The organism is Streptomyces sp. NPDC029139 (assembly GCF_055564335.1).
In genome coordinates this window covers 159,194-179,846 of the sequence record NZ_JBVHWN010000007.1, presented here as the reverse complement: position 1 = coordinate 179,846, position 20,653 = coordinate 159,194, and the positions used below count along the sequence as shown (strand labels likewise).

Below are 20,653 nucleotides of genomic sequence, written 5' to 3'. Positions count from 1 at the left end.
ACCGTACGCAATCGACCACCCCGGCGCGCAGGGATTTCGATCTTCGGGGACGCCCTTCCCCTCACCGGCACAAGCCCCCGGACAGCGAGAAGGCGCACCCGGCGTCCCGGGTGCGCCTGCTCAGAGGACAGACGTCAGGCGTCGTAGTCCCGGTCGAGACGCTCCTGGGCCTCCTGGCGGGCCCGGCGCTGCTCCTCCTCGGAGGGGCGGCCCTTGGCCTGGGAGGCGCGCTCGGAGGCTTCGTCCCGCGCGTTGCCGACCTTCTGCCTCGCCTGCTCGGCAGCCTGCTTCGCCTTGTCCTTGAACTGGTCTTGCATGCCCATGAAGGTTCACTCCTAGACGGGTGTGAGGGGAACGGGGCGGGCTCGCCCCGTGGACCTCGACCAGCGTGGCACGGCGGAACATTCCGCGCATTTCGATCAGATACTCTCCGTACGCGCCCGCTCGTCCGCCGCCCCTCCGGCGCCCACGAGCCCCTTGGCGACACTGGCGAGGCGCGGCTCGAAGCGCTTCATCTCCCGCTGGCCGACGGTCGCGATGATCCCCGGCAGGTAGCCGCGGATCGACTGCATCCCGCGCAGCCACCATTGGGCGTACACATGGGCCGATCGCCGCTCGATGCCCGCCACGATCCGGTCCACGGCCGGGCCCAGTGGATACGTCCGATTGGAGGGCCAGGGCAGCCGCTGCCGCAGCTCCTTCATCACGTCGTCCTGGTCCGCGCCCCGGACCATGTCGGTGTCGGTCCACGACAGGTAGCCGACGCCGACCCTCACCCCCTTGTAGCCGACCTCCGCCCGCAGGCTGTGCGCGAAGGCCTCGACGCCCGACTTCGAGGCGCAGTACGCCGTCATCATCGGCGCCGGCGTGATGGCCGCGAGCGAGGCGATCTGGAGGAAGTAGCCGCGGGACTCCATCAGGACGGGCAGGAACGCCCGTCCGGTCACCGCCCCGCCGATCAGGTTGACCTCGATGACCCGCCGCCAGGCGACCGGGTCGGAGTCCACGAACGGACCGCCCGCCGCGACACCCGCGTTGGCGACCACGATGTCGACCTTGCCGAAGCGCTCCTTGACCTCGGCCGCCACCCGGGACATCGCCTCGTGGTCGGTGACGTCCGCGTGCCACCAGTCGGCCTCGGTGTGCAGCCGGGCGGCGACCTGCTTCAGCTCCTCCGGCTCCAGACCGACCAGCGCGATCTTCGCGCCGCGCGCGGAGAGCTTGCGGGCGAGGAGTTCACCGACACCGCGGGCCGCTCCGGTGACGACCGCGACCTGTCCCTCCAGGCTGACCCTGCTCATGCGTCCTCCTCCTGCTTCTGCTGCGTCTGCTGCTGGACGTAGGTGGTCACGAGCTCCCGGATGCGCGCGGTGACGGCCTCCGGGGCCTCCACCGGCGTCATGTGCCCCATCCCCGCCAGTTCGTCGAACCCCACGCACCGCGGTAGCGCGGCGACCAGGGCGCGGGAGTGCACGGGCGGGGTGAGCCGGTCGGCCGTGCCGACGAGCACGGCCACGGGCAGGTCCAACTCCCGTACGCCCGCTTCGAGGTCGAGCTCCGCGAGCACTTGCGACCAGGCCACCCGCGAGGCGCGCGGGCAGGCGTGCACGATCCGGGCGCAGGCGTCGACCCGCTCGGGCGCCGAACCCGGGCCCATCGTGGCGTACTTGAGGATCTTCTTCGACACCGCCGTGACCGGTCCGAGCGGCGCCCTCGCCCCCAGGATCACCCCGGTCAGCCGGGTCCGCAGGCTGCCCGGTCGCAGCGGTACGACGAGGGATTCGGCCGTGAGCCGGGACGGGCCCGTGGAGCAGAGGAGCGCGGCGGCGGCGTGCTCCCGGAAGGCGGACCGCGCGGCCGCGGCCATGAGCGTCATCCCGCCCATGGAGTGCCCGGCCAGGACCGCCTTCTCGCCGGGGGCGAGAGTGGCGGCGAGGACCGCTTCGAGGTCGTCGGCGAGCGCCCGCGTGGAGTGGCCGGAGGGGCCGGCCGGGGCGGGGGTGCGGCCGTGGCCGCGCTGGTCGTAGGCGATGACCCGGTGGTCGTGGGCGAGGTCGCGGATCTGCTCGGCCCAGAAGGCGATGGAGCAGGTCCAGCCGTGGGCCAGGACCACGGGCGGGGCGTCCTCGGGCCCGTACACCTCGATGTGGATACGGGCGCCGTCGGCGGAGACGGCGATCAGCTCACGCGGATGCGGAAGGGGCTCCTGGGACCGAGGGGGGTGCGGGTGCGACTTCTGGTGCGGGAGTGCCGTCGTACGCGCGTGCGTCCGGGCCCCGGAGGAGAGGCGGCTCACTTCACGGTCTCCTTCGTGCGCGCCGTGCGCGTCGACGGCTCGGGCACGCTCTCGGCGGCCGGGCGCAGCACCTCGTACTCCGACAGGTCCACCCGCCGCGTCTCGCGCCGGAACTCGGACGTCGTCCCCGGCCACAGCGTGGTGTTGCGGCCGTTGGCGTCGAGGTACCAGCTGTCGCAGCCGCCCGCCTTCCACACCGTCCGTTCCATCCGGGCCTGCACCCCGCGGTTCCAGGCGCCGACGGCGGACGGCCGGGCGGCGAGGGCCGCGCGTCCGCCGAGGACGTTCAGCTGGCGCAGGTAGTCCGCCATGTAGTTCAGCTGGGACTCGATCATCAGGATCATGGAGGAGTTCCCGAGCCCCGTGTTGGGCCCGATGATCGTCATCCAGTTGGGGAAGCCGTCGACGGTCGCGCCGCGCAGCGACTGCACCCCGTCCTTCCACGCGTCGGCGAGCGTGGAGCCGTCCGCGCCGACGACGCGTTCGGCGATCGGCATGTCGGTCACATGGAATCCCGTACCGAAGACGATCGCGTCGACCTCGGTCTCCGTGCCGTCGGCCGCGACGACGGTGGAGCCCCGGACCTCGCGCAGTCCGGAGGCGACGACGTCCACGTTGGGCTGGGCGAGCGCCGGATAGTAGGCGTTCGACAGCAGGATGCGCTTGCAGCCGATGCGGTACGAGGGGGTCAGCTTGGCCCGCAGCGCCGGGTCCTTGATCGCCTTGGCCATGTTGGCCTTGGCGAGCGACTCGACGAGCCCCAGCTCGCCCGGACGCTTGGTGAACGCGCTGACCTGCAGCTCACGGATGCCCCAGAGCAGTCCCCGGCGTGCGGTGCCGGTGAAGGGGATCGTGCGGTGGAGCCAGCGCTCGGCGCCGGTGATGGCGCGGTCCATGCGCGGCATGACCCACGGCGGGGTGCGCTGGAAGAGGGTCAGCTTCCCGACATGGGGCTGGATCGCGGGCACGATCTGGATCGCGGAAGCGCCGGTGCCGACCATGGCGACGCGCTTGCCGGTGAGGTCGTAGTCGTGGTCCCAGCGCGCGGAGTGGAAGACCTTCCCGGGGAAGTCGGCCAGGCCGGGGATGTCGGGGATCTTGGGGTCGGAGAGCGGGCCGGTCGCGGAGACGATCACATCGGCGGTGAAGGAGCCCTGGTTCGTCTCGATGTGCCAGCGGAGCTCCTCGGCCTCCCAGCGCATCAGTTTCACCTCGTGGTTCAGCCGCAGGTGCGGGCGGAGCCGGAAGGTGTCGGTGACGTGCTCCAGGTAGGCGCGGATGTGGCGCTGGCCGGAGAAGGTGCGGGGCCAGTCGGGGTTGGGCGCGAAGGAGAAGGAGTAGAGGTGGGAGGGCACGTCGCAGGCGCAGCCCGGGTAGCTGTTGTCCCGCCAGGTGCCGCCCACGGAGTCGGCCCGCTCCAGGACGACGAAGTCCGTGATCCCCTCGCGGCGCAGCCGGACGGCGGCCCCGAGACCGCCGAACCCCGATCCGATCACCGCCACTCGTACGTGCTCGTGCTTCGCCATGCCGCCTCCTGTGCGCCCGGCCCGTGCTTACGACCAAGATTCCGCCAGCAATCACTGGCACAGTCGGGACTGTAGAGCAGCGGCATACCGAGCGGTAGGGGTGGAGCAAGGGAAAGTTACCGGCGGTACAACATAGGCTGGCGGGCGTGGCAGAACGATCGGAAGACGTGACAGGTGTACGCGAGTACCGCATGGACGAACTCGCCGCGGCGGCCGGCATCACCGTGCGCACCCTGCGCTTCTACCGCGAGCGCGGGCTGATCGCCCCGCCCCGCCGCGAGGGCCGCATCGCCTGGTACGACGACCACCACCTGGCGAAGCTGCGGACGATCGCCGCCCTGCTCGAACGCGGTCACACCCTCAACGGCATCGCCGACCTCAACACCGCCTTCGAGAGCGGCAAGGACGTCAGCGAGGTCCTCGGCCTCGGCGAACCCACCGAGGAGGAACCGATCCGGCTCACCCCGCAGGAGCTCGCCGACTACTTCGCGGGCGAGGTCACCCCCGAGAACCTGCTGGCCGCCCTCGACCTCGGCTACCTCGCCACCGACGGCGACACCATCGTCCACATCAGCCGCCGGCTGCTCGACGTCTCCGCCGCCCTGGTGAAGGAGGGCATCCCGCTCTCCGCCGTCCTGGAGGCGGGCCGGGCGGTCCGCGAACACGCGGACGCGCTGGCGGGCCTCTTCACCGACCTGCTGCGCGAGCACGCCGAGGAGAAGGACATCCAGCGCCTGCGCCCCCTCGCCAAGAGCGTGGTGGAGGCGGAGCTGTCGATGGCGATGGACCGCCGGCTGCGGGACCTCTCCTGACGCGGTGACACCCTCATGACCGGGTGACAGGTTCTTCAACAGTTCTTCATCACCTCCGTCCTACGGTCTGCCTGCCGGCCGCGCCCGCGGCCGGCGGACACGGGGGCAGGGGAGGAACGGATGAGGACGAGCCGGGTGCTGACGGCCGCCGCGGCCACGGTCATGGCGCTCGCGCTGACCGGCTGCGGCGGCGAAGACGACGGCGCGAAGGTCCCGACGGCGGCGGGGGGCGGCACCTCCACCGCGACGGGTGCGGCGGGCACGCCGGGGACGGGGGGCGGCGGCAAGGACGCCCTCGCCGCGTACGTCGAGGGCAAGCGCGCCTGGGTGGCCTGCATGCGGGAGAACGGGATCCAGCTCAACGACCCCGACGAGAAGGGCCGGATCGACTTCGGCGGGGGCGACGCCGTGCGCGGCATGAAGAAGGACCCGAAGTTCCTGACGGCGAGCGAGACGTGCGCGCCCGTCGACCCGCCCCTTCCCGAGGACCTGGAGAGCTCCCTCAACCCCCTCACACCCGAGGAGATCAAGGCCCGGCACGACTACGCCGACTGCATGCGGAAGAACGGCGCCCCCGACTTCCCCGACCCGGGCCCTGACGGCCAGGACGGCAACGCGGGCGGCGATGCCGACGGGCCGTCGTGGGACCAGAGCTCGGCCGGGGCCGAGCGGGCCGCCCGCGTCTGCGGCCCGATCATCGGCGAGCCCACCGACCCGCCGCCGGCCAAGGGCTGACGATGACGGAGCGGGAGACGGAGAGGGAGAGGGAGAGGGAGACGAGTGGGGCTGCGGCTGTACGGGGGGCGGCGCGGGAAGCGCCGCGGATACCGCCGCCCGGCAGGCGCGGCCGCCGTACGGCACTGATCGCCTCGGCCGTGGTCCTGGTGGCCGCGGTCGCCGCGGTCGGCACCCTGGAGCTCGGCGGTGGCGGCGACGAAGGCCCGAGCGCGCCGCCCCGGTCCGGTTCGATCGTCTCGGTGACGCGGGCGACGCTGACCGAACGTACGGCGGTGGACGGACAGTTGGGGTACGGGGCGGAGCTTCCGCTGCCGGTCAGGGCGCAGGGCACCGTGACCTGGTTGCCCGAGTCGGGAGCCGTCGTCGAGCGCGGCGGGGAGCTGCTCCGGGTCGACGACCGGCCGGTGATCCTGCTGTACGGAAGCCTCCCGATGTACCGGGACCTGGCTCTCACGGCCCAGGAGGACGACGAACCGGAGGAGGGGAAGGGACCGGAGGAGGGGAAGGAACCGGAGGAGCGGGGGGAGGCAAGTACGTCCCCGAAGACCTCGGGCTCACCGGCGCCGGGAAGCGCCGAGGGCGGGAGTGACGCGGATCGCGCGGGAACGTCGTCACCCGAGGTGCCGCTCGAGTTCCGGGGCGCGGACGTCCGGCAGTTCGAGACGAACCTGGCGGTACTGGGCTACACGGGGTTCACGGTCGACGACCGCTTCACCGTCGCCACCACCGCGGCGGTCAAGCGCTGGCAGAAGTCCCTCGGCCTTCGCCAGACCGGTGCCGTCGCTGCCGGAGACGTCATCTACTCCACCGGCAGGGTCCGCATCGGTCGAGCGGCCGGGCGGCCGGGTTCCGCCGTCGGCGAGGACACCCTCACGTACACCGGTACGTCTCGGAAGGTCGTCGTCAACGCCTCTGCCGGCCAGGCCGCTTGGGCCGTACGCGGGGTCGAGGTGACCGTCACCCTGCCCACCGGCGGCGCCGTGAAGGGCACGGTGGCGTCGGCGGGGAAGCAGGCGACCGCACCGGAGGGAGGAGGGGGAGCGGGCGAAGGCGGCTCGGCCGGCCCCGAGGCGACGATTCCGGTGATCATCACGCTCCAGGACCAGAAGGCCGTGGGGCAGCTGGAGAGCGGCCCGGTGACCGTCGAGTACGTGGGCCGGGAGGTCAAGAACGTCCTGACCGTGCCGGTCTCCGCGCTCGTCGCCCTCGCCGAGGGCGGCCACGGCCTGGAAACGGAGGAGGGCCGGTTCGTCGCCGTGTCGACCGGGCTCTTCGCCGACGGCAAGGTGGAGGTGAGCGGTCCGGCGGTCCGCGAGGGCATGAAGGTGAGGATCCCGGAGTGAGCGGCGGATCGGAGCCCGGAACCGCCACCCGAACCGCCGCCGCGCCCGCCGCCGTCGTGGAGTTCGACGCGGTCTCCAAGACGTATCCGGGCGGGGTCGCGGCGGTACGGGACGTGAGTCTGCGGATCGCGCGCGGCGAACTGGTCGCGATCGTCGGCCCGTCCGGCTCGGGAAAGTCCAGCGTGCTGCACCTGATGGGGAGTCTCGACCGCCCCTCCGCAGGGCGCGTCCTGGTCGACGGCCACGACGTGGCACGCCTGACGGACCGGGAGGTCTCCGCGCTGCGGGCCACCCGGATCGGCTTCGTCTTCCAGCAGTTCCATCTCGCGGTGGGCGTTCCGGTACAGGACTCGGTCGCGGACGGCCTGCTCTACGCGGGCCTGCCGCTACGCCGCCGTCGCGCCGAGGCGGCCGCCGCGCTGGCCCGGGTGGGGCTCGGTCACCGTACGAACCACCTGCCGCACCAGCTCTCCGGCGGCGAGCGGCAACGGGTCGCCGTGGCGCGCGCGGTGGTCGGCCGGCCGGCGGTCCTGCTCGCGGACGAGCCGACCGGCAACCTCGACTCGGCGTCGGGCGCTGCCGTACTCGGCCTGCTGCGGGACCTGCACGCCGCCGGCACGACCGTCGTCGTCATCACCCACGACCGCGAGATCGCGGCCGAGTTGCCCCGCCGCATCGAGATGCGCGACGGCCGCGTGGTCGCCGACACGGCACACAGCACGACGATCGGGGCGCCTCGGTGACGGACGACACGACGAACCCGCCTGTCCCCTACGGCACCCCACCGGCCGACCGTCCGGCGCGGGGGCGGGGATCCGACCGCCGCCGACGCTGGGGCGGGCGCCGTAAAGGCACCCGCGGAACCGAGCGCCGTGGGACCCAGCTCCATGGAAGCGAACGCCGTGGAACCCAGCTCCATGGAAGCGAGCGCCGTGGAACCCAGTTCCGCGGAGCCGAGCGCCGTGGAACCCAGCTCCATGGAAGCGAGCGCCGTGACACGAGAGTCCTGCGGCCCGCCCGGCTGCGTCCCGCCGATGTCGTACGGCTCGGCGGGACCGGGCTGCGGACGCGTCCCCTCCGCGTCTTCCTCTCCGCTCTCGGCATCGCCATCGGCGTGGCCGCCATGATCGCCGTGGTCGGTATCTCCGGCTCGGGACAGGCCGAGGTGGATCGCCGGCTCGACGCGCTCGGGACCAACCTGCTGCGGGTCTCCCCCGGTGAGAGCCTGGCGGGCGGAGAGGCCGAACTCCCGCCGGAATCGGTGGCGATGATCCGCCGCATACCGCCGGTGCGGCAGGTCGCCGCCACGGGTGCCACCGGCGCGCACGTGTATCGCAACGACCACATCTCCCCCGGCCGCACCGGCTCCCTCGCCGTCCTCGCGGCCGGCTCCGACCTGCTGCCGGCCGTCGGCGGCCGGCTCCGCAAGGGCCGCTGGCTGGACTCCACGACGGAGAGGCACCCGACCGTCGTGCTCGGTGCGACCGCCGCCCAGCGCCTCGACGTGTACACCCCGGGAACCCGGGTCTGGATCGGCGGGCGCTGGTTCTCCGTGATCGGAGTCCTCGATCCCGTACCGCTCGCACCGGAGCTCGACAGCGCCGCCCTCGTCGGCCGGCCGGTGGCCCGGACCTACCTCCGCTTCGAGGGGCATCCGTCGACGGTGTACGTCCGCGCCGAGGACAGCCAGGTCGCCGCCGTACGCTCGGTGCTCGCGGCCACGGCGTCCCCCGAGAAGCCCGGCGAGGTGAAGGTCTCCCGCCCCTCCGACGCGCTCGCCGCCCGCGAGGTCACCGAGTCGGCGCTGACCGGTCTCCTGCTCGGGCTCGGCGGCGTGGCGCTGCTGGTGGGCGGGGTCGGTGTCGGGAACACCATGGTCATCTCGGTCCTCGAACGGCGCGGGGAGATCGGTCTGCGCCGGGCCCTGGGAGCGACCCGGGGGCAGATCCGCACGCAGTTCGTGACGGAGTCGCTGCTGCTGTCGCTGATCGGCGGGCTGGGCGGAACGGTGCTCGGGACCCTGATCACGGCGGGGTACGCCGTCAGCCGCGACTGGCCGACGGTCGTCCCCGCCTGGGCGAGCGCGGCCGGCATCGGCTCGACCCTGGTCATCGGCGCGATCGCCGGGCTGTACCCGGCCGTGCGGGCGAGCAGGCTGTCCCCGACGGAGGCACTGGCGGGCACGTGACGGGGTCCCGCCGCGCGACCGGGGGCGGGGGGGCGCCGGGGGCGGGGCGGGGCGGGGCGGGGCGGGCGGGCGCCATGCGCCGGGGGCGGGGCGAGCGCCGGGGGCCGGCTCGCCCCTCCCCCTACCTCACGGGCAGGACGACCGTGAAGGCCGTCCCCACGCCCACCTCGCTCGTCACCTCGATGGCCCCGCGATGGTCGGCCACGATCTGGCGGGCGATCGAGAGGCCGAGTCCGCTGCCTCCGGTGGCCCGCCCGCGCGCCGCGTCCGCGCGCCAGAAGCGGTCGAAGAGGTGCGGCAGATCGGCGGCCGGAATCCCGCTGCCGGTGTCCCGGACCGTGATCCGCACCATCTCGTCGCGCTCGGCCAGCTCCAGTCGGACGCTTCCGCCGGGGGCGGTGTGCCGCACCGCGTTGCCGACGAGGTTGCTCAGCGCCTGCCGCAGCCGCCCGGGATCTCCGTACAGCGGTACGGGCCCCACCCCCGGTACGGCGGCGGTCAGTTCCACCCCCGCCGCCGCGGCCAGCGCGCTGTGCGCCGTACGGCAGGTCTCGACCAGCTCGCCCGCGTCGAGCGCGCGCCGGTGGTACGTCAGGGCGCCCGCCTCCGCCAGCGCCAGGTCCTGCAGGTCGTCGACGATCCGCTGCTGGAGCAGCACCTCCTCGTGCAGCGAGTCCAGCAGATCGGCATCGGCCTCCAGGACCCCGTCGCGCAGGGCCTCCAGGTAGCCCCGGAGATTGGCCAACGGCGTGCGGAGCTCGTGTGCGATGTCGCCGACGAGCCGGCGCTGCCGCTCCTCGCTGGCCTGGAGGGAGTCGGCCATGCGGTTGAAGGACCGGCCGAGTTCCGCGATCTCGCCCTTGCCGGCGGCGGGCACGCGCCGCCCCAGGTCGCCCCCGCCGAGGCCGAGGGAGGCATCGGTGAGCGCCCGTACCGGCCGCAGCACGACCCGGCCGAGCAGCAGCGCGCAGGCGAGGACGGTCGCGGCGACTCCGGCGGCCACGGCCACGGTCGGGCCCACGGCGAGGCTCTGTCCCGCCTCGTCCAGCGCGCCGAGGTGGACGCTGACCGGCTGCGGCGCGACGGCGGCGGTCCGCTCGGCGAACACTCGCCGCAGACAGGCGACGCGCGTGTCGCCCCGCGTCGGGGCGCAGACGTCGAGCGCGGCGCGGTGGGACGCGAGCACGGCACTCGACGGCCCCCCACCCCTGACGCACACCCCGGCCCCGGAACCGGAACCGGAACCGGCCCCTGCACCCGCTCCGGAGCCGACACCCACCCCCGCACCGGACCCCGCACCAGTCCCCACACCGGCCCCGCGCGCCGCTCTGCCCGCGTCCGTGAACTCGGGCACGCCCAGGGACCCCTCGCGCACGGTCACGTCGTGTCCGGCCCGCGTCAGGCACGCGGCGTAGGCGACACCGGCCGTGTAGTCGCCGATGGCGCTCGTCGTCACCTTCGCCATCGAGGGGAAGTACGCCGCCCGGTCGCCCTGGAAGGACAGCCTGGGCCGGGGGTCGATCAGCAGCGGCGTCGCGGTACCGCCGGGCCGGGGTTCCCGGCCGAGGAGGACGTCGGAGTCGGCGACCGTCCCGCCCGTCGCGTCGGTGAGCCGGATGCGTTGTCCGGTGTCGCGCGCCAGCGTGCGTACGGTCCCGGCGACACCGTCCCAGGTGCCCCGGGTCTCCCCGTACCGGCGCAGTTCCTCGGTGATCCGGGCGACGTCCTGCCGGTCGGCGGCGGCCGATTCGCGGACCTGGCGGGTGACCTGGGCCAGGGTCAGCCAGGCGGTGGCGGCGGTGGCGGCCAGCGCGACGAGGAGGATCAGGGCGAAGACGCGGATCCGGAAACTCACGCCGGGCCGCCGTCCGCGAGCCGGTACCCCCGCCCGTACACCGTCTCCAGGTGCCGGGGCCGGGCCGGATCGTCCTCCAGCTTCAGGCGCAGGTTGCGCACATGCGCGTCGACGGTCCGTTCCAGCACGTCACTGCCGAAGCCGAAGACGCGCTCGATGATCTGCGCCCGGGTGAACACCCGGCCCGGTTCGCGGGCCAGCGCCTCGAGGACGGAGAACTCCTTCGAGGTCAGCGCCACCGGCCGGCCGGCGACCCGGACCTCGAAGCGCGCGGTGTCCAGCTCCACCGCACCGACCCGCAGCAGTACGGGCGCCGCCGTGCCGGCCTTCCTGGACCGTCGCAGCAGCGCCCGTACCCGCGCGGTGAGTTCGCGGGGGCTGTACGGCTTGGTGAGGTAGTCGTCGGCGCCGAGGTCGAGGCCGAGGAGCATGTCCTCCTCGGTGCTGCGGGCGGTCAGCAGCAGAATCGGTACGTCGGAGACCTCCGAGGGCTCGGCGCGCAGGATGCGGCACACGTCGAGACCGTCGACGTGCGGCAGCATCACATCGAGGACGATGAGATCCGGCCGGGTCGCCCGGGCCTTCTCCAGCGCGGCGATGCCGTCGGCGACGACCTGGACCGCGTTCCCCTCCCGCTCCAGGTAGATCCGTATGAGCCGGGACTGTTTCGCGTCGTCCTCGGCCACCAGGATGCGCGCGCTCAACGGCTCCCCCCTTCCCCTCGCGCGGCGCGGCTACAGCTCGTACACCGCCGTCACGGGCGCGTGGTCGCTCCACCGCTCCCCGTGCGTGGCGGCCCGCTCGACGAACGCCTTGATCGCCTTGGCGGCGAGGCCCGGCGTCGCGACCTGGTAGTCGATGCGCCAGCCGCTGTCGTTGTCGAAGGCGCGCCCGCGGTACGACCACCAGGAGTACGGGCCCTCCTGGTCCGGGTGCAGGGCGCGGACCACGTCGACGTACGCCGCCTCGTCGAAGACGCGGCTCAGCCAGGCGCGCTCCTCCGGCAGGAAGCCGGCGTTCTTCTGGTTGGTCTTCCAGTTCTTGAGGTCGGCCTCACGGTGGGCGATGTTCCAGTCGCCGCAGACGACGACCTCGCGGCCGTCGGCGGCGGCGCGCTCCTTGAGCTCCTTCAGGTACGGCAGGAACTCGTCCATGAAGCGGACCTTCTCGTCCTGCCGCTCGGTGCCGACCTCGCCGGAGGGCAGGTAGAGGCTGGCGACGGTGACACCGGGCAGGTCGGCCTCGATGTACCGGCCGCTGGCGTCGAACTCGGTCGATCCGAAGCCGACCCGTACGCTGTCGGGCTCGCGCCGGGTGTAGAGCGAGACGCCCGCGCGCCCCTTCGCGGCCGCGGGGGCGTGTGCGGTGAACCATCCCTCGGGCGCGGCGACCTCGGCCGGCAGCTGGGATTCCTCGGCGCGTACCTCCTGCAGACAGACGGCGTCGGCGGAGGTGCCGGCGAGCCACTCCACGAAGCCCTTCTTCGCGGCGGCGCGGAGGCCATTGACATTGACGGACGTCACAGTGAGCATCCCGGGAGAATACCGATCCTCTCACTCTGCATAGATGTACGATGCTTCGCATGAACATACGTCCGACGCCCTACGACCATCCTGACGCGGTCAAACTCAACGACGCCGTCCAGCTGGAGTACGCCGCTCGGTACGGCGACGAGGGCGATGTCACACCGCTCGACGCCGGGATGTTCCGGCCGCCGGGCGGCCTCTACCTCCTCGCGTACGACTCCGAGGACCGCCCCGTCGCGTCGGGCGGCTGGCGCAGCCAGGACGAGAACGACGAGGGTTACGCGGACGGCGACGCCGAGCTCAAGCGGATGTACGTGGTACCGGAGGCGCGCGGGCTGGGGCTGGCCCGCCGCATCCTCGCGGCCCTGGAGGCGGACGCCCGCGCGGCGGGCCGGGTCCGCATGGTCCTGGAGACGGGCACGGCGCAGCCGGAGGCGATCGCGCTGTACACGAGCAGCGGGTACGAGCCGTGCGCGAAGTTCGGCCACTACCGGGAGTACGAGAACAGCCGCTGCTACGCGAAGCCGCTGACCTGACGCGGTGACCTGGTCCGGCGGCCCGATCCGGTGACCTGAAATCGCCGCATCGATTGCCTGACGCGCCCCTGACAATCGTCTCACCATCTGGCACGCTTCCTCACGCACGTCGATCCGCACCGTTCTCATCCCCCACCTGCCTCGGCAGAAGGAGACATGCGTGAGACGCCATCGCACAGTCGCAGCGGTCCTGTTGTCGGTCGGAGCCCTGCTGACGGGAGCCCTGACCACGAGCACGGCGGCCGCGGCGGAGAAGCCCGCCTTCTGGACCGCGGAGCGGATGCGCTCGGCGGCCCCGCTGGACCTCGGGGTCGCTCCCGGCGCCCTCAAGACCCTCGAGCAGGTCGCCCGCTCCTCCACCCCGACGACGATCGCCCCGACGACGATCGCCCCGACCTCCGTCGCCCCGACGGCCTTCCCGCAGCCGGGCGGCCCCTGGACGGGCGGCGGCGCGGTCGTGAAGACCTCGGGCCGGGTGTTCTTCACCTTCCAGGGCCGTACGGCCTCGTGCTCGGGCAACGCGGTCACCAGCCAGAACCAGAGCACGGTCATCACGGCCGGCCACTGCGTGAAGTACCAGGGCGCGTGGCACACGAACTGGGTCTTCGTCCCGGCGTACGACAACGGCAACGCGCCGTACGGCCAGTGGACGGCGACGAAGACGCTCACGACCCCGCAGTGGGAGGCGAGCGAGGACATCAACTACGACGTCGGCGCGGCGGTCGTGGCCCCCCTGAACGGCCGGACCCTGACCTCGGTCACCGGCGCCCAGGGCATCCAGTTCAACGGCGGCTACCACAAGCCGATGTACGCCTTCGGCTTCCCGGCCGCCTCTCCGTACGACGGCTCGAAGCTGATCCACTGCGCGGGGAACTCCTCGAAGGACTTCCTCTTCTCCCAGGACCACAGCCTCGCCTGCAACATGACGGGCGGCTCGAGCGGAGGCCCCTGGTTCACCGGTTTCAACGAGACGACGGGCACGGGCCTCCAGGTCTCGGTGAACAGCTTCGGCTACACGTTCCTCCCGAACCGCATGTTCGGCCCGTACTTCGGCAACGACGCGAAGACCCTCTACGACCGCGCCCAATCCTCCTGACCCACACCCCCGCACCCCACCATCCGCGGCCCCCTCCGGAACCTCTCCGGCGGGGGCCGCGGCCCGTGAGTCGTCGCTTGTGTGACGAGATGGGATAGGGGGCGTTCGGGTGGTAAGCCGCGCGAACCGCAACTGGACGCGGCTCGTCCGCAGTCCTCCCAGTCAGTGGCAGGACAACCGAGGAGGAACTCATGACTGCACTCCAGTCTTTCACCGCGGCCCCGACCGAAGTGGCGGACCTCGATCCCTACCGCTTCCCTGCCGTGTTCATCGACGACCTCGACGAGCAGCCGCGGACGGAGGCCCCGACCCACATCGCCCACGGCTTCATGGAGCCCGAGGACTACCCGCTCCCCGCGCCGGCGCCCGACACGCGGCTGTCCGTGGTGCTGGAGCCGGCGGACCGGCGGCGGCTGGAGCTGCACGCCGCGCTCACCACGGCGGGCATCGCCCCCCTGCCCGGCGACCTCGACGCCATCGAGGCGCTGTGCACGCTCGACGACTTCACCCACATCGCGCTCCAGCGGTGGATCGCCCGCACCCCGTGAACCGGCGCGAGGACGAGGGCGGCCGCGTCGACGCGGCCGCCCTCGTCCCGGTGCGGAGGGATCAGAACTCGTCGGCCCCGTTGCGCAGCTCGTGCGTCCAGAAGCCGGTCTTCGCGACCGCGTCGTCGACGGCGATGCCGCCCGCGGGCGCGCCGACCGGCTTGGTGCCCTCGGCCGGGCCGTCCGCGGCGAAGAGGTTCACGTGGAACGAGGTCACCGCGCGGTTCTCCTCGTCGACACCGCCGTCGTTGATCCGCACGGCCGCGTAGGCCGGGGCCCCGGCGGAGAGCACGACCGGCGTGGCCGGCCGGCTCTTGGCGACCGACGGAACGTCCTTGGCCGTCTGGATCTCGCCGAACGCGATCAGCGGGTACTGGAGCAGCGTGCAGGAGCGGCCCGAGACGTTCGTCGCCGTAAGGGTGATGTGCGTGGTGGGCACGCCGCCCTGCTTGACCGCCGAGATCTTCACGTCGTTGACGGTGCAGGCGGCCGGAGACGTGCCGTTCTTCTTCTTGGCCCCGGTCTTCGCGGCCGACGGCGACGCGTTCGACGCTTCCCCGGCGGAGCCGCTGCCACCCGTGGTGCCCGTACCGCCCGTGCCACCCGTGGTGCCCGTACCGCCCGTGCCACCCGCCGTGCCGGCGCCGCCCGCGCCGCCGGTGCCGCTGCCCGTCGTCCCGGAGTCGGCGCCCTGCGTGACCTTCGAGACGGACGCGGCCGCCCCCTCGTCCTTCGTACCCGTGCCGTCCGCCCCGCCGCAGGCGGTGAGAGCGAGAGCGAGCGCGGCGGTGGTGGCGGCAAGGACGGTGGTGCGGATGCGGATGGTACGCATGGGAACTCCCCGTAGCTGGTGTCGACCGCCTCGTCCGGCGGCTGGTCACCACCTTGCGGCCCCGTCCGCCACCACCGCCAGAACCCACCGCCGATGCGGGACGCTGGGACGTTCCATCCCTTCTGACCTGCGATGATGTCTCGCCCTCGAACGGGGGGATGGAACGCTGGGGTGGCACGGCGGACGTCACACGGGCAGGGCCCCGGCCGGGTGACCGTGCTCTCGGCCGCACGCGGTGAGGGCGAGGACTCCGCGGCCGGAGACCCTGGTGTCCGGGCCCAGGGCTCCCGGGTCGACCGACAGTCGCGCCGCGATGTCACCGGCGTGGCAGGCGTCGGGTATCCCGAGCTCCTCCTTGACCTGGCGGTGCCGGGCGACGACTGCCTCGACGTCCCTGAGGTCCACGCCGTCGAAGGCGCCTTCGGGGATTCCGCTGCGGTGCGGCAGGAGTATCCGGTCTCGGCCGGGTGTGCCGGCTCGCCGTCACCGCTCTCCTCGGCGCCGTACGCGCCGTACGCGTCGTAGTGCCGCACGATCTCCCCCGCTTCCGCGATGCACCAGGCGATCCACCCGTCTCCGCAGCTCATCCCGTACCAATGGGCGGAACCGAAACGGCGGCTGAGGTCGGAACACTGCTGTCGTAGGACGTGGGTGTGGGCCTCGTCCCGGTCGTCGGCGTCCTCGATGCGGTGTGGGTGTCCTGGGAGGAGTGGCCGAAGACCAGCGTCCAGGGCGATTGGAGTCGCCCTGTCGTTCCCGGCATCACCGAGCGGAAAACGACGAGATCCCGCCCGATCTTTCGATCGAGCGGGATCTCGTCATTGCGCTTGTGGACCTGTGGGGATTTGAACCCCAGACCCCCTCGATGCGAACGAGGTGCGCTACCAGACTGCGCCACAGGCCCTTGCGACGTGTGAAACATTAGCATCCCGATCGGGCTCGGAGGAAATCCGTTCCCTCGCAGGTCAGCCGCGGGCCCCGGAGGGCCCGCGGCCGAGGGTCATTCGTTGGCCGCGCGCGGGCGGTCCTCGTCCGCGTACTGGTCGAAGAGTGGAGTGCGGCCGTGGTCGCGCTGGCGGCGCGGGGGGTTGGTGCGCTGGCGCGGGGCCGGCGCGGGGGCCGGGGACGGAGCCGGGGTGGGGTCCGCGGCCGTGGAGGAGCGGGCCGAGCTCCAGGTCTCCGGGTCCGTGATGTCGACGCCGCTCGTGGCGCGCGGTGCGACCGGGGCGGTGACGTACGTGGGGAGCGGGACCGGGACCGGGTCCCAGCTGTCGCCGCGGGCCGGGCCGCGCTCGCGCTGCTGGTCCACCCACTCCGCGTGGTCCGTCTGCTCCACGAGCGCGCGGCGGCCGGCCTCCTGCGGGGACACCGCGGGGGACGGTTCGGGTTCCGGTCGGGCCGGCTCCTCGTCGGCGTCCGGCACCGGCTGCCGGCGCTGCGGCCGGCTCTCGCGCAGGCGCGCCGCCGCCGCCTCGGCGCGGCGGCGGTCCATCACGTACACGAAGCGCCGGCGCTCCGTCGTCCGCAGGTGCACGATGTACGCGCTCAGCAGCACGGCCGGAACGGCCGGCGCCCACAGGAACGTGAGGCCGCCGACCGCGGCGACGACCGCGCCGAGGGTGAAGGCGAGGAAGAGGACGACCGTGGTGCGCCGGCGCCGGGCGAGGACCTTGCCGCGGCGGGCGCGCTCGGCGGCCGCCTTCGAGGGTCTCCGCGCCGCGACAGGGGCGGAGGCGGGTGCCGGGGCGGGTGCCGGTTCCGGGATCTCCAGGCGGGCTTCCGTCCTGGCCGCGGGCGCGGAGAAGGCCCGGACGTCGACCGAGCTCAGATGCTCGGTCTCGGCGTCCGGGTCCACGTCGGGCTCCGCGTCGTCCGCCCCACGGTCCCGGTCCTTCAGCTCCTTGGCGTACCGGCGCTCCATCCCCGCCCGTCCGGACAGCAGCCGGATGGCGGTGCTGAAGCGTTCCGTCGGACGGGCCTCGTTGAGCTCGTCCTGCCTGCGGAGCCACATCGGTACCAAGTAGGCGGCCCAGGCCCCGACGATGACTGCGTAGATGAGGCCGCTGCTGCTCACGTCTCACACCGTAGAGGGGTTCGCGTGGGGGCATCGGCCAATTGGGCCGGTGTGTCGCACGATCTGGCTGATATCACTGAACTTTTTTGTGATTGTTCAGATCGATTGAGGATCGACTGCTGATTGAATTCGAACACTTATTTTATTTTGCCGGGTGGGAGGGACGTGCCCGGTGCCAGCGGCGCAGCAGCCCCTCGGGCACTTCCTCGGCGGTCAGCGCGAAGACGAGATGGTCCCGCCACGCGCCGTCGATGTGGAGGTAGCGCGGCCGGAGCCCTTCCTCCCGGAATCCCAATTTCTCGACGACCCGTCGCGAGGGGATGTTCTCGGGCCGAATGCAGACTTCCATCCGGTGCAGCCCGACCGTACGGAAGCAGTGGTCCACGGCGAGCGCGACCGCCGTCGGCATGACACCGCGTCCGGCCACCGCGCTGTCCACCCAGTAGCCGACGTGGCCCGAACACATCGAACCCCAGGTGATCCCGGCCACGGTGAGCTGGCCCACGAGCCGCCCCTGGTACTCGATCACGAACGGCAGCATCCGGCCGGCGTTCGCCTCCGTCCGCAGATGACGGACCATCTGCCGGTACGTCGGCCGCTGCGCGACCGGACCGCCGGGCGCGGGCGGCGGGACCGTCGCCTCCCACGGGCGCAGCCAGTCGCGGTTGCGCCGGTTCACCTCACGCCAGGCCCGCTGGTCGCGCAGCTTTATGGGACGGAGCACGACGTCCCCGTCGGAGAGGACCACGGGCCAGGACGGGATCATGACGCCGGGCCCGGATCCGCGTCGGCTCTGGGGTGGTCACCGCCGCGGACCTGGTCGACCGCGTGCCGCAGCAGCGGTTCCAGTACGGCGATTCCGTCACGGACACCGCCCGAGGAGCCCGGCAGGTTCACGATCACGGTCCCGCGCGCGACACCCGCGAGGCCCCGGGAGAGGGCGGCGGTCGGGACCTTCTCGCGGCCGTACGCGCGGATCGCCTCGGAAATGCCGGGGATCTCGTGGTCCAGGACCTCGCGGGTGACCTCGGGGGTGGCGTCGGTCGGCGAGATGCCGGTGCCGCCGGTGGTGAGGATGACGTCGTACCCGGCCTCGATCCCGGCCCGGAGCGCGGCCTCGACCGGCGCGCCGTCCGGGACGACCTGCGGGCCGTCGACCGCGAAACCCATCCGCCGCAGTCCCTCGACGAGCAGCGGACCGCCCTTGTCCTCGTACACCCCGGCCGCGGCCCGGTTGGAGGCCGTGACGACCAGGGCGGAGTACGGGGCGGTGAGAGCCGCACCGGTGTCCGTGCCCAGCGCCGCAGGGGCGTGGTCCTCGTGCTCGTGAGCCCCCGCCACCCGGCCCGCGCGCGTCACGACTCGGCCCCTTCCCGGGTCCAGACGCCCGACTTGCCGCCCGTCTTCTCCTCCACCCGTACGTCGGAGATGACCGCGCCCTTGTCGACCGCCTTGATCATGTCGACGACCGTCAGCGCGGCCACCGAGACCGCCGTCAGGGCCTCCATCTCCACGCCCGTGCGGTCCGTGGTCTTCACGGTCGCCAGGATCTCCACCGCGTCGTCCGCGACCGTGAGGTCGAGCGTCACGCCCGAGACCGACAGCGGGTGGCAGAGCGGAATGAGGTCGGGGGTCTTCTTCGCGCCCATGATCCCGGCGATCCGGGCGGTCGCGAGCGCGTCGCCCTTCGGCACGCCCTCGCCCCGCAGCAGCTCGATCACGCGCGGCGAGACGAGGACGCGGCCACTGGCGCGCGCCGTCCGCGCCGTGACGTCCTTGGCGGAGACGTCGACCATGCGGGCCGCACCCGCCTCGTCGATGTGGGTGAGTCCTTGCTGCGTGCTCATGGCCGTGACACTCCCGGTCGCTGTGTGGGACGCCACGGTACCGCCACCAGGGCCTCCTCAGCCGAGGAGGACCACGTCCAGCTCATGGCCCGGCTCCACTTCCGTGGCCTCCTCCGCGACGACGAGCAGGGCGTTGGCGTGCGCGAGCGCCGCGATCAGATGGGAGCCCGCACCGCCCACCGGGGTGACGGTGCCCGACTCGGCGTCGTACGTCCCGCGCAGGAACTGGCGGCGGCCGGCCGGCGAGGTCAGCGCCCTGTCGGCCTTCAGCACGGCGCGGACCCGGGGGCGGTGCAGATCCGCGAGACCCATCAGGGCGCGGATCGCGGGCCGCACGAACAGCTCGAAGGAGACATAGGAGGAGACGGGGTTGCCCGGCAGGGCGAGCAGCGGGGTGTGCTCGGGGCCGATCGTCCCGAAGCCCTGCGGCTTGCCCGGCTGCATGGCCAGCTTGCGGAAGTCCACCCGCCCGTCGGCGGTCAGCGTCTCCTTGACCACGTCGTACGCGCCCACGCTCACCCCGCCCGTGGTGACGAGCAGGTCGGCGCGGATCAGCTGGTCCTCGATGGTGGCCCGGAGCGTCTCGGCCTCGTCGGTGACGGCGCCGACCCGGTAGGCGATGGCCCCGGCGTCGCGCGCGGCGGCGGCCAGCGCGAAGCTGTTGGAGTCGTAGATCTGGCCCTCGCCCAACTCCTCGCCCGGCTGGACCAGTTCGCTGCCGGTGGAGAGCACCACGACCCGCGGGCGGGGACGCACCCGCACCGTGGCGCGACCGATCGCGGCGAGCAGCCCGATCTGGGGCGGCCCGAGGACCGTCCCGGCCTCCAGGGCCAGGTCACCGGCCTGGACGTCGCTGCCCCGCGCGCGGACGTGCGCACGGGCCTCGGCGGGCCGGTGGACGCGGACCTCGCCACCGGCGCCCTCGGGGTCGGCGCTGGCGGCGCGCATGCCGCTCGCCGCTCCCCCGCCCGTGCCGCCGTCGGTCCACTCGACCGGGACGACGGCCTCGGCGCCGGGCGGCAGCGGGGCACCGGTCATGATCCGGGCGGCCTGGCCGGGGCCGACGGTCGGCAGGCCGCCGGCGCCGGCCGCCACGTCACCGATGACGGTCAGGACGGCCGGGAACTCCTCGGTGGCACCCGCGACATCGGCGACGCGGACGGCGTATCCGTCCATGGAGCTGTTGTCGAACGGAGGCAGTGCGACCGGCACCGTGACGTCCTCGACCAGGACACAGCCCTGGGCCTCGGGCAGTTGCAGCTCGATGGGTTCGAGCGGGGAGACCGCCGCCAGGATGTCGGCCAGGTGCTCGTCCACCGACCACAGGTCGCGGGACGGGCCGGCGCAGGGATCGGCGGACGAACCGCCGGACGGACCGCCCGTCGCCTCTGCGGACGGACCCCCGGACGCGTCGGGGGACGAACCGCCGGACACCG

22 protein-coding genes and 1 tRNA gene are annotated in these 20,653 nt (G+C 72.9%); 8 read left to right on the top strand and 15 right to left on the bottom strand.

Annotated elements, in window-relative coordinates:
- Nucleotides 1-134 precede the first annotated feature (134 nt).
- The 4 genes from ACZ4VW_RS18450 to ACZ4VW_RS18435 form a co-directional block, all read right to left on the bottom strand.
- Nucleotides 135-323 carry a hypothetical protein gene (locus ACZ4VW_RS18450; protein WP_467963520.1) on the bottom strand — a complete coding sequence of 63 codons (189 nt, stop codon included), beginning with the start codon at nt 321-323 and terminating at the stop codon, nt 135-137.
- 96 nt (nt 324-419) lie between these two features.
- The gene (locus tag ACZ4VW_RS18445) at nt 420-1,301 is read right to left on the bottom strand and encodes an SDR family oxidoreductase (protein ID WP_467963518.1); all 882 of its coding nucleotides are present in this window, start codon (nt 1,299-1,301) and stop codon (nt 420-422) included.
- Nucleotides 1,298-2,182 carry an alpha/beta fold hydrolase gene (locus tag ACZ4VW_RS18440; protein WP_467963808.1) on the bottom strand — a complete coding sequence of 295 codons (885 nt, stop codon included), beginning with the start codon at nt 2,180-2,182 and terminating at the stop codon, nt 1,298-1,300. Before ACZ4VW_RS18440 ends, ACZ4VW_RS18445 begins: the two co-directional genes overlap by 4 nt.
- A 110-nt stretch (nt 2,183-2,292) precedes the next feature.
- Nucleotides 2,293-3,822: a flavin-containing monooxygenase gene (locus tag ACZ4VW_RS18435; RefSeq protein ID WP_467963516.1), complete on the bottom strand. Its 1,530-nt coding sequence runs from the start codon at nt 3,820-3,822 to the stop codon at nt 2,293-2,295.
- Nucleotides 3,823-4,013: 191 nt separating this feature from the next.
- Here ACZ4VW_RS18435 and ACZ4VW_RS18430 point away from each other — a divergent pair, with 191 nt between their 5' ends.
- The 5 genes from ACZ4VW_RS18430 to ACZ4VW_RS18410 all read left to right on the top strand — a co-directional run bounded on the left by ACZ4VW_RS18430 (nt 4,014) and on the right by ACZ4VW_RS18410 (nt 8,903).
- Nucleotides 4,014-4,634: a MerR family transcriptional regulator gene (locus tag ACZ4VW_RS18430; RefSeq protein ID WP_467963806.1), complete on the top strand. Its 621-nt coding sequence runs from the start codon at nt 4,014-4,016 to the stop codon at nt 4,632-4,634.
- Nucleotides 4,635-4,754: 120 nt separating this feature from the next.
- Nucleotides 4,755-5,369, top strand: coding sequence for a hypothetical protein (locus ACZ4VW_RS18425; protein ID WP_467963514.1), 615 nt, complete (start codon nt 4,755-4,757; stop codon nt 5,367-5,369).
- Nucleotides 5,370-5,371: 2 nt separating this feature from the next.
- A complete protein-coding gene (locus tag ACZ4VW_RS18420) occupies nt 5,372-6,715 on the top strand; it encodes a peptidoglycan-binding protein (RefSeq protein WP_467963512.1) in 1,344 nt (447 codons plus the stop codon).
- The gene (locus ACZ4VW_RS18415; protein ID WP_467963510.1) at nt 6,712-7,458 is read left to right on the top strand and encodes an ABC transporter ATP-binding protein; all 747 of its coding nucleotides are present in this window, start codon (nt 6,712-6,714) and stop codon (nt 7,456-7,458) included. Before ACZ4VW_RS18420 ends, ACZ4VW_RS18415 begins: the two co-directional genes overlap by 4 nt.
- 263 nt (nt 7,459-7,721) lie before the next feature.
- On the top strand, nt 7,722-8,903 hold the full coding sequence (locus ACZ4VW_RS18410) for an ABC transporter permease (protein ID WP_467963804.1): 1,182 nt from the start codon (nt 7,722-7,724) through the stop codon (nt 8,901-8,903).
- Nucleotides 8,904-9,024: 121 nt separating this feature from the next.
- Here ACZ4VW_RS18410 and ACZ4VW_RS18405 read toward each other — a convergent pair whose 3' ends face one another.
- From ACZ4VW_RS18405 to ACZ4VW_RS18395, 3 genes are read right to left on the bottom strand one after another with little or no spacing between them, the layout of a single operon-like run.
- The gene (locus ACZ4VW_RS18405; RefSeq protein WP_467963508.1) at nt 9,025-10,758 is read right to left on the bottom strand and encodes a sensor histidine kinase; all 1,734 of its coding nucleotides are present in this window, start codon (nt 10,756-10,758) and stop codon (nt 9,025-9,027) included.
- Nucleotides 10,755-11,462: a response regulator transcription factor gene (locus tag ACZ4VW_RS18400; RefSeq protein ID WP_467963506.1), complete on the bottom strand. Its 708-nt coding sequence runs from the start codon at nt 11,460-11,462 to the stop codon at nt 10,755-10,757. The genes ACZ4VW_RS18405 and ACZ4VW_RS18400 overlap by 4 nt, the downstream gene beginning before the upstream one ends.
- Before the next feature lie 30 nt (nt 11,463-11,492).
- On the bottom strand, nt 11,493-12,290 hold the full coding sequence (locus ACZ4VW_RS18395; protein WP_467963504.1) for an exodeoxyribonuclease III: 798 nt from the start codon (nt 12,288-12,290) through the stop codon (nt 11,493-11,495).
- Between the two features lie 50 nt (nt 12,291-12,340).
- Here ACZ4VW_RS18395 and ACZ4VW_RS18390 point away from each other — a divergent pair, with 50 nt between their 5' ends.
- The 3 genes from ACZ4VW_RS18390 to ACZ4VW_RS18380 all read left to right on the top strand — a co-directional run bounded on the left by ACZ4VW_RS18390 (nt 12,341) and on the right by ACZ4VW_RS18380 (nt 14,464).
- On the top strand, nt 12,341-12,820 hold the full coding sequence (locus ACZ4VW_RS18390) for a GNAT family N-acetyltransferase (RefSeq protein ID WP_467963502.1): 480 nt from the start codon (nt 12,341-12,343) through the stop codon (nt 12,818-12,820).
- Nucleotides 12,821-12,980: 160 nt separating this feature from the next.
- Nucleotides 12,981-13,916: a trypsin-like serine peptidase gene (locus ACZ4VW_RS18385; protein WP_467963500.1), complete on the top strand. Its 936-nt coding sequence runs from the start codon at nt 12,981-12,983 to the stop codon at nt 13,914-13,916.
- 191 nt (nt 13,917-14,107) lie between these two features.
- Entirely contained in the window at nt 14,108-14,464 is a 357-nt protein-coding gene (locus tag ACZ4VW_RS18380) for a hypothetical protein (RefSeq protein ID WP_467963498.1), read from the top strand.
- A 61-nt stretch (nt 14,465-14,525) separates the two neighbouring features.
- On the opposite strand, the gene ACZ4VW_RS18375 is transcribed toward ACZ4VW_RS18380, so the two are convergent.
- The 8 genes from ACZ4VW_RS18375 to glp all read right to left on the bottom strand — a co-directional run bounded on the left by ACZ4VW_RS18375 (nt 14,526) and on the right by glp (nt 20,534).
- Nucleotides 14,526-15,296: a DUF4232 domain-containing protein gene (locus tag ACZ4VW_RS18375; RefSeq protein ID WP_467963496.1), complete on the bottom strand. Its 771-nt coding sequence runs from the start codon at nt 15,294-15,296 to the stop codon at nt 14,526-14,528.
- A gap of 186 nt (nt 15,297-15,482) precedes the next feature.
- Complete coding sequence (locus ACZ4VW_RS18370) at nt 15,483-15,701, bottom strand: hypothetical protein (RefSeq protein WP_467963494.1); 219 nt, start codon at nt 15,699-15,701, stop codon at nt 15,483-15,485.
- A gap of 425 nt (nt 15,702-16,126) precedes the next feature.
- Nucleotides 16,127-16,200 (bottom strand) — tRNA-Ala (locus ACZ4VW_RS18365).
- 96 nt (nt 16,201-16,296) lie between these two features.
- Nucleotides 16,297-17,370 (bottom strand): divisome protein SepX/GlpR, encoded by a 1,074-nt coding sequence (gene sepX / locus ACZ4VW_RS18360; protein ID WP_467963492.1) that lies wholly within the window; start codon nt 17,368-17,370, stop codon nt 16,297-16,299.
- Nucleotides 17,371-17,512: 142 nt separating this feature from the next.
- Nucleotides 17,513-18,136, bottom strand: a complete 624-nt coding sequence (locus ACZ4VW_RS18355) for a GNAT family N-acetyltransferase (RefSeq protein ID WP_467963490.1) — start codon at nt 18,134-18,136, stop codon at nt 17,513-17,515.
- The gene (locus ACZ4VW_RS18350; RefSeq protein ID WP_467963803.1) at nt 18,133-18,669 is read right to left on the bottom strand and encodes a MogA/MoaB family molybdenum cofactor biosynthesis protein; all 537 of its coding nucleotides are present in this window, start codon (nt 18,667-18,669) and stop codon (nt 18,133-18,135) included. The genes ACZ4VW_RS18355 and ACZ4VW_RS18350 overlap by 4 nt, the downstream gene beginning before the upstream one ends.
- A 56-nt stretch (nt 18,670-18,725) precedes the next feature.
- Nucleotides 18,726-19,217 (bottom strand): cyclic pyranopterin monophosphate synthase MoaC, encoded by a 492-nt coding sequence (gene moaC, locus ACZ4VW_RS18345; protein WP_467963488.1) that lies wholly within the window; start codon nt 19,215-19,217, stop codon nt 18,726-18,728.
- A gap of 57 nt (nt 19,218-19,274) precedes the next feature.
- Complete coding sequence (gene glp / locus ACZ4VW_RS18340) at nt 19,275-20,534, bottom strand: molybdotransferase-like divisome protein Glp (protein ID WP_467963802.1); 1,260 nt, start codon at nt 20,532-20,534, stop codon at nt 19,275-19,277.
- Nucleotides 20,535-20,653: the final 119 nt, after the last annotated feature.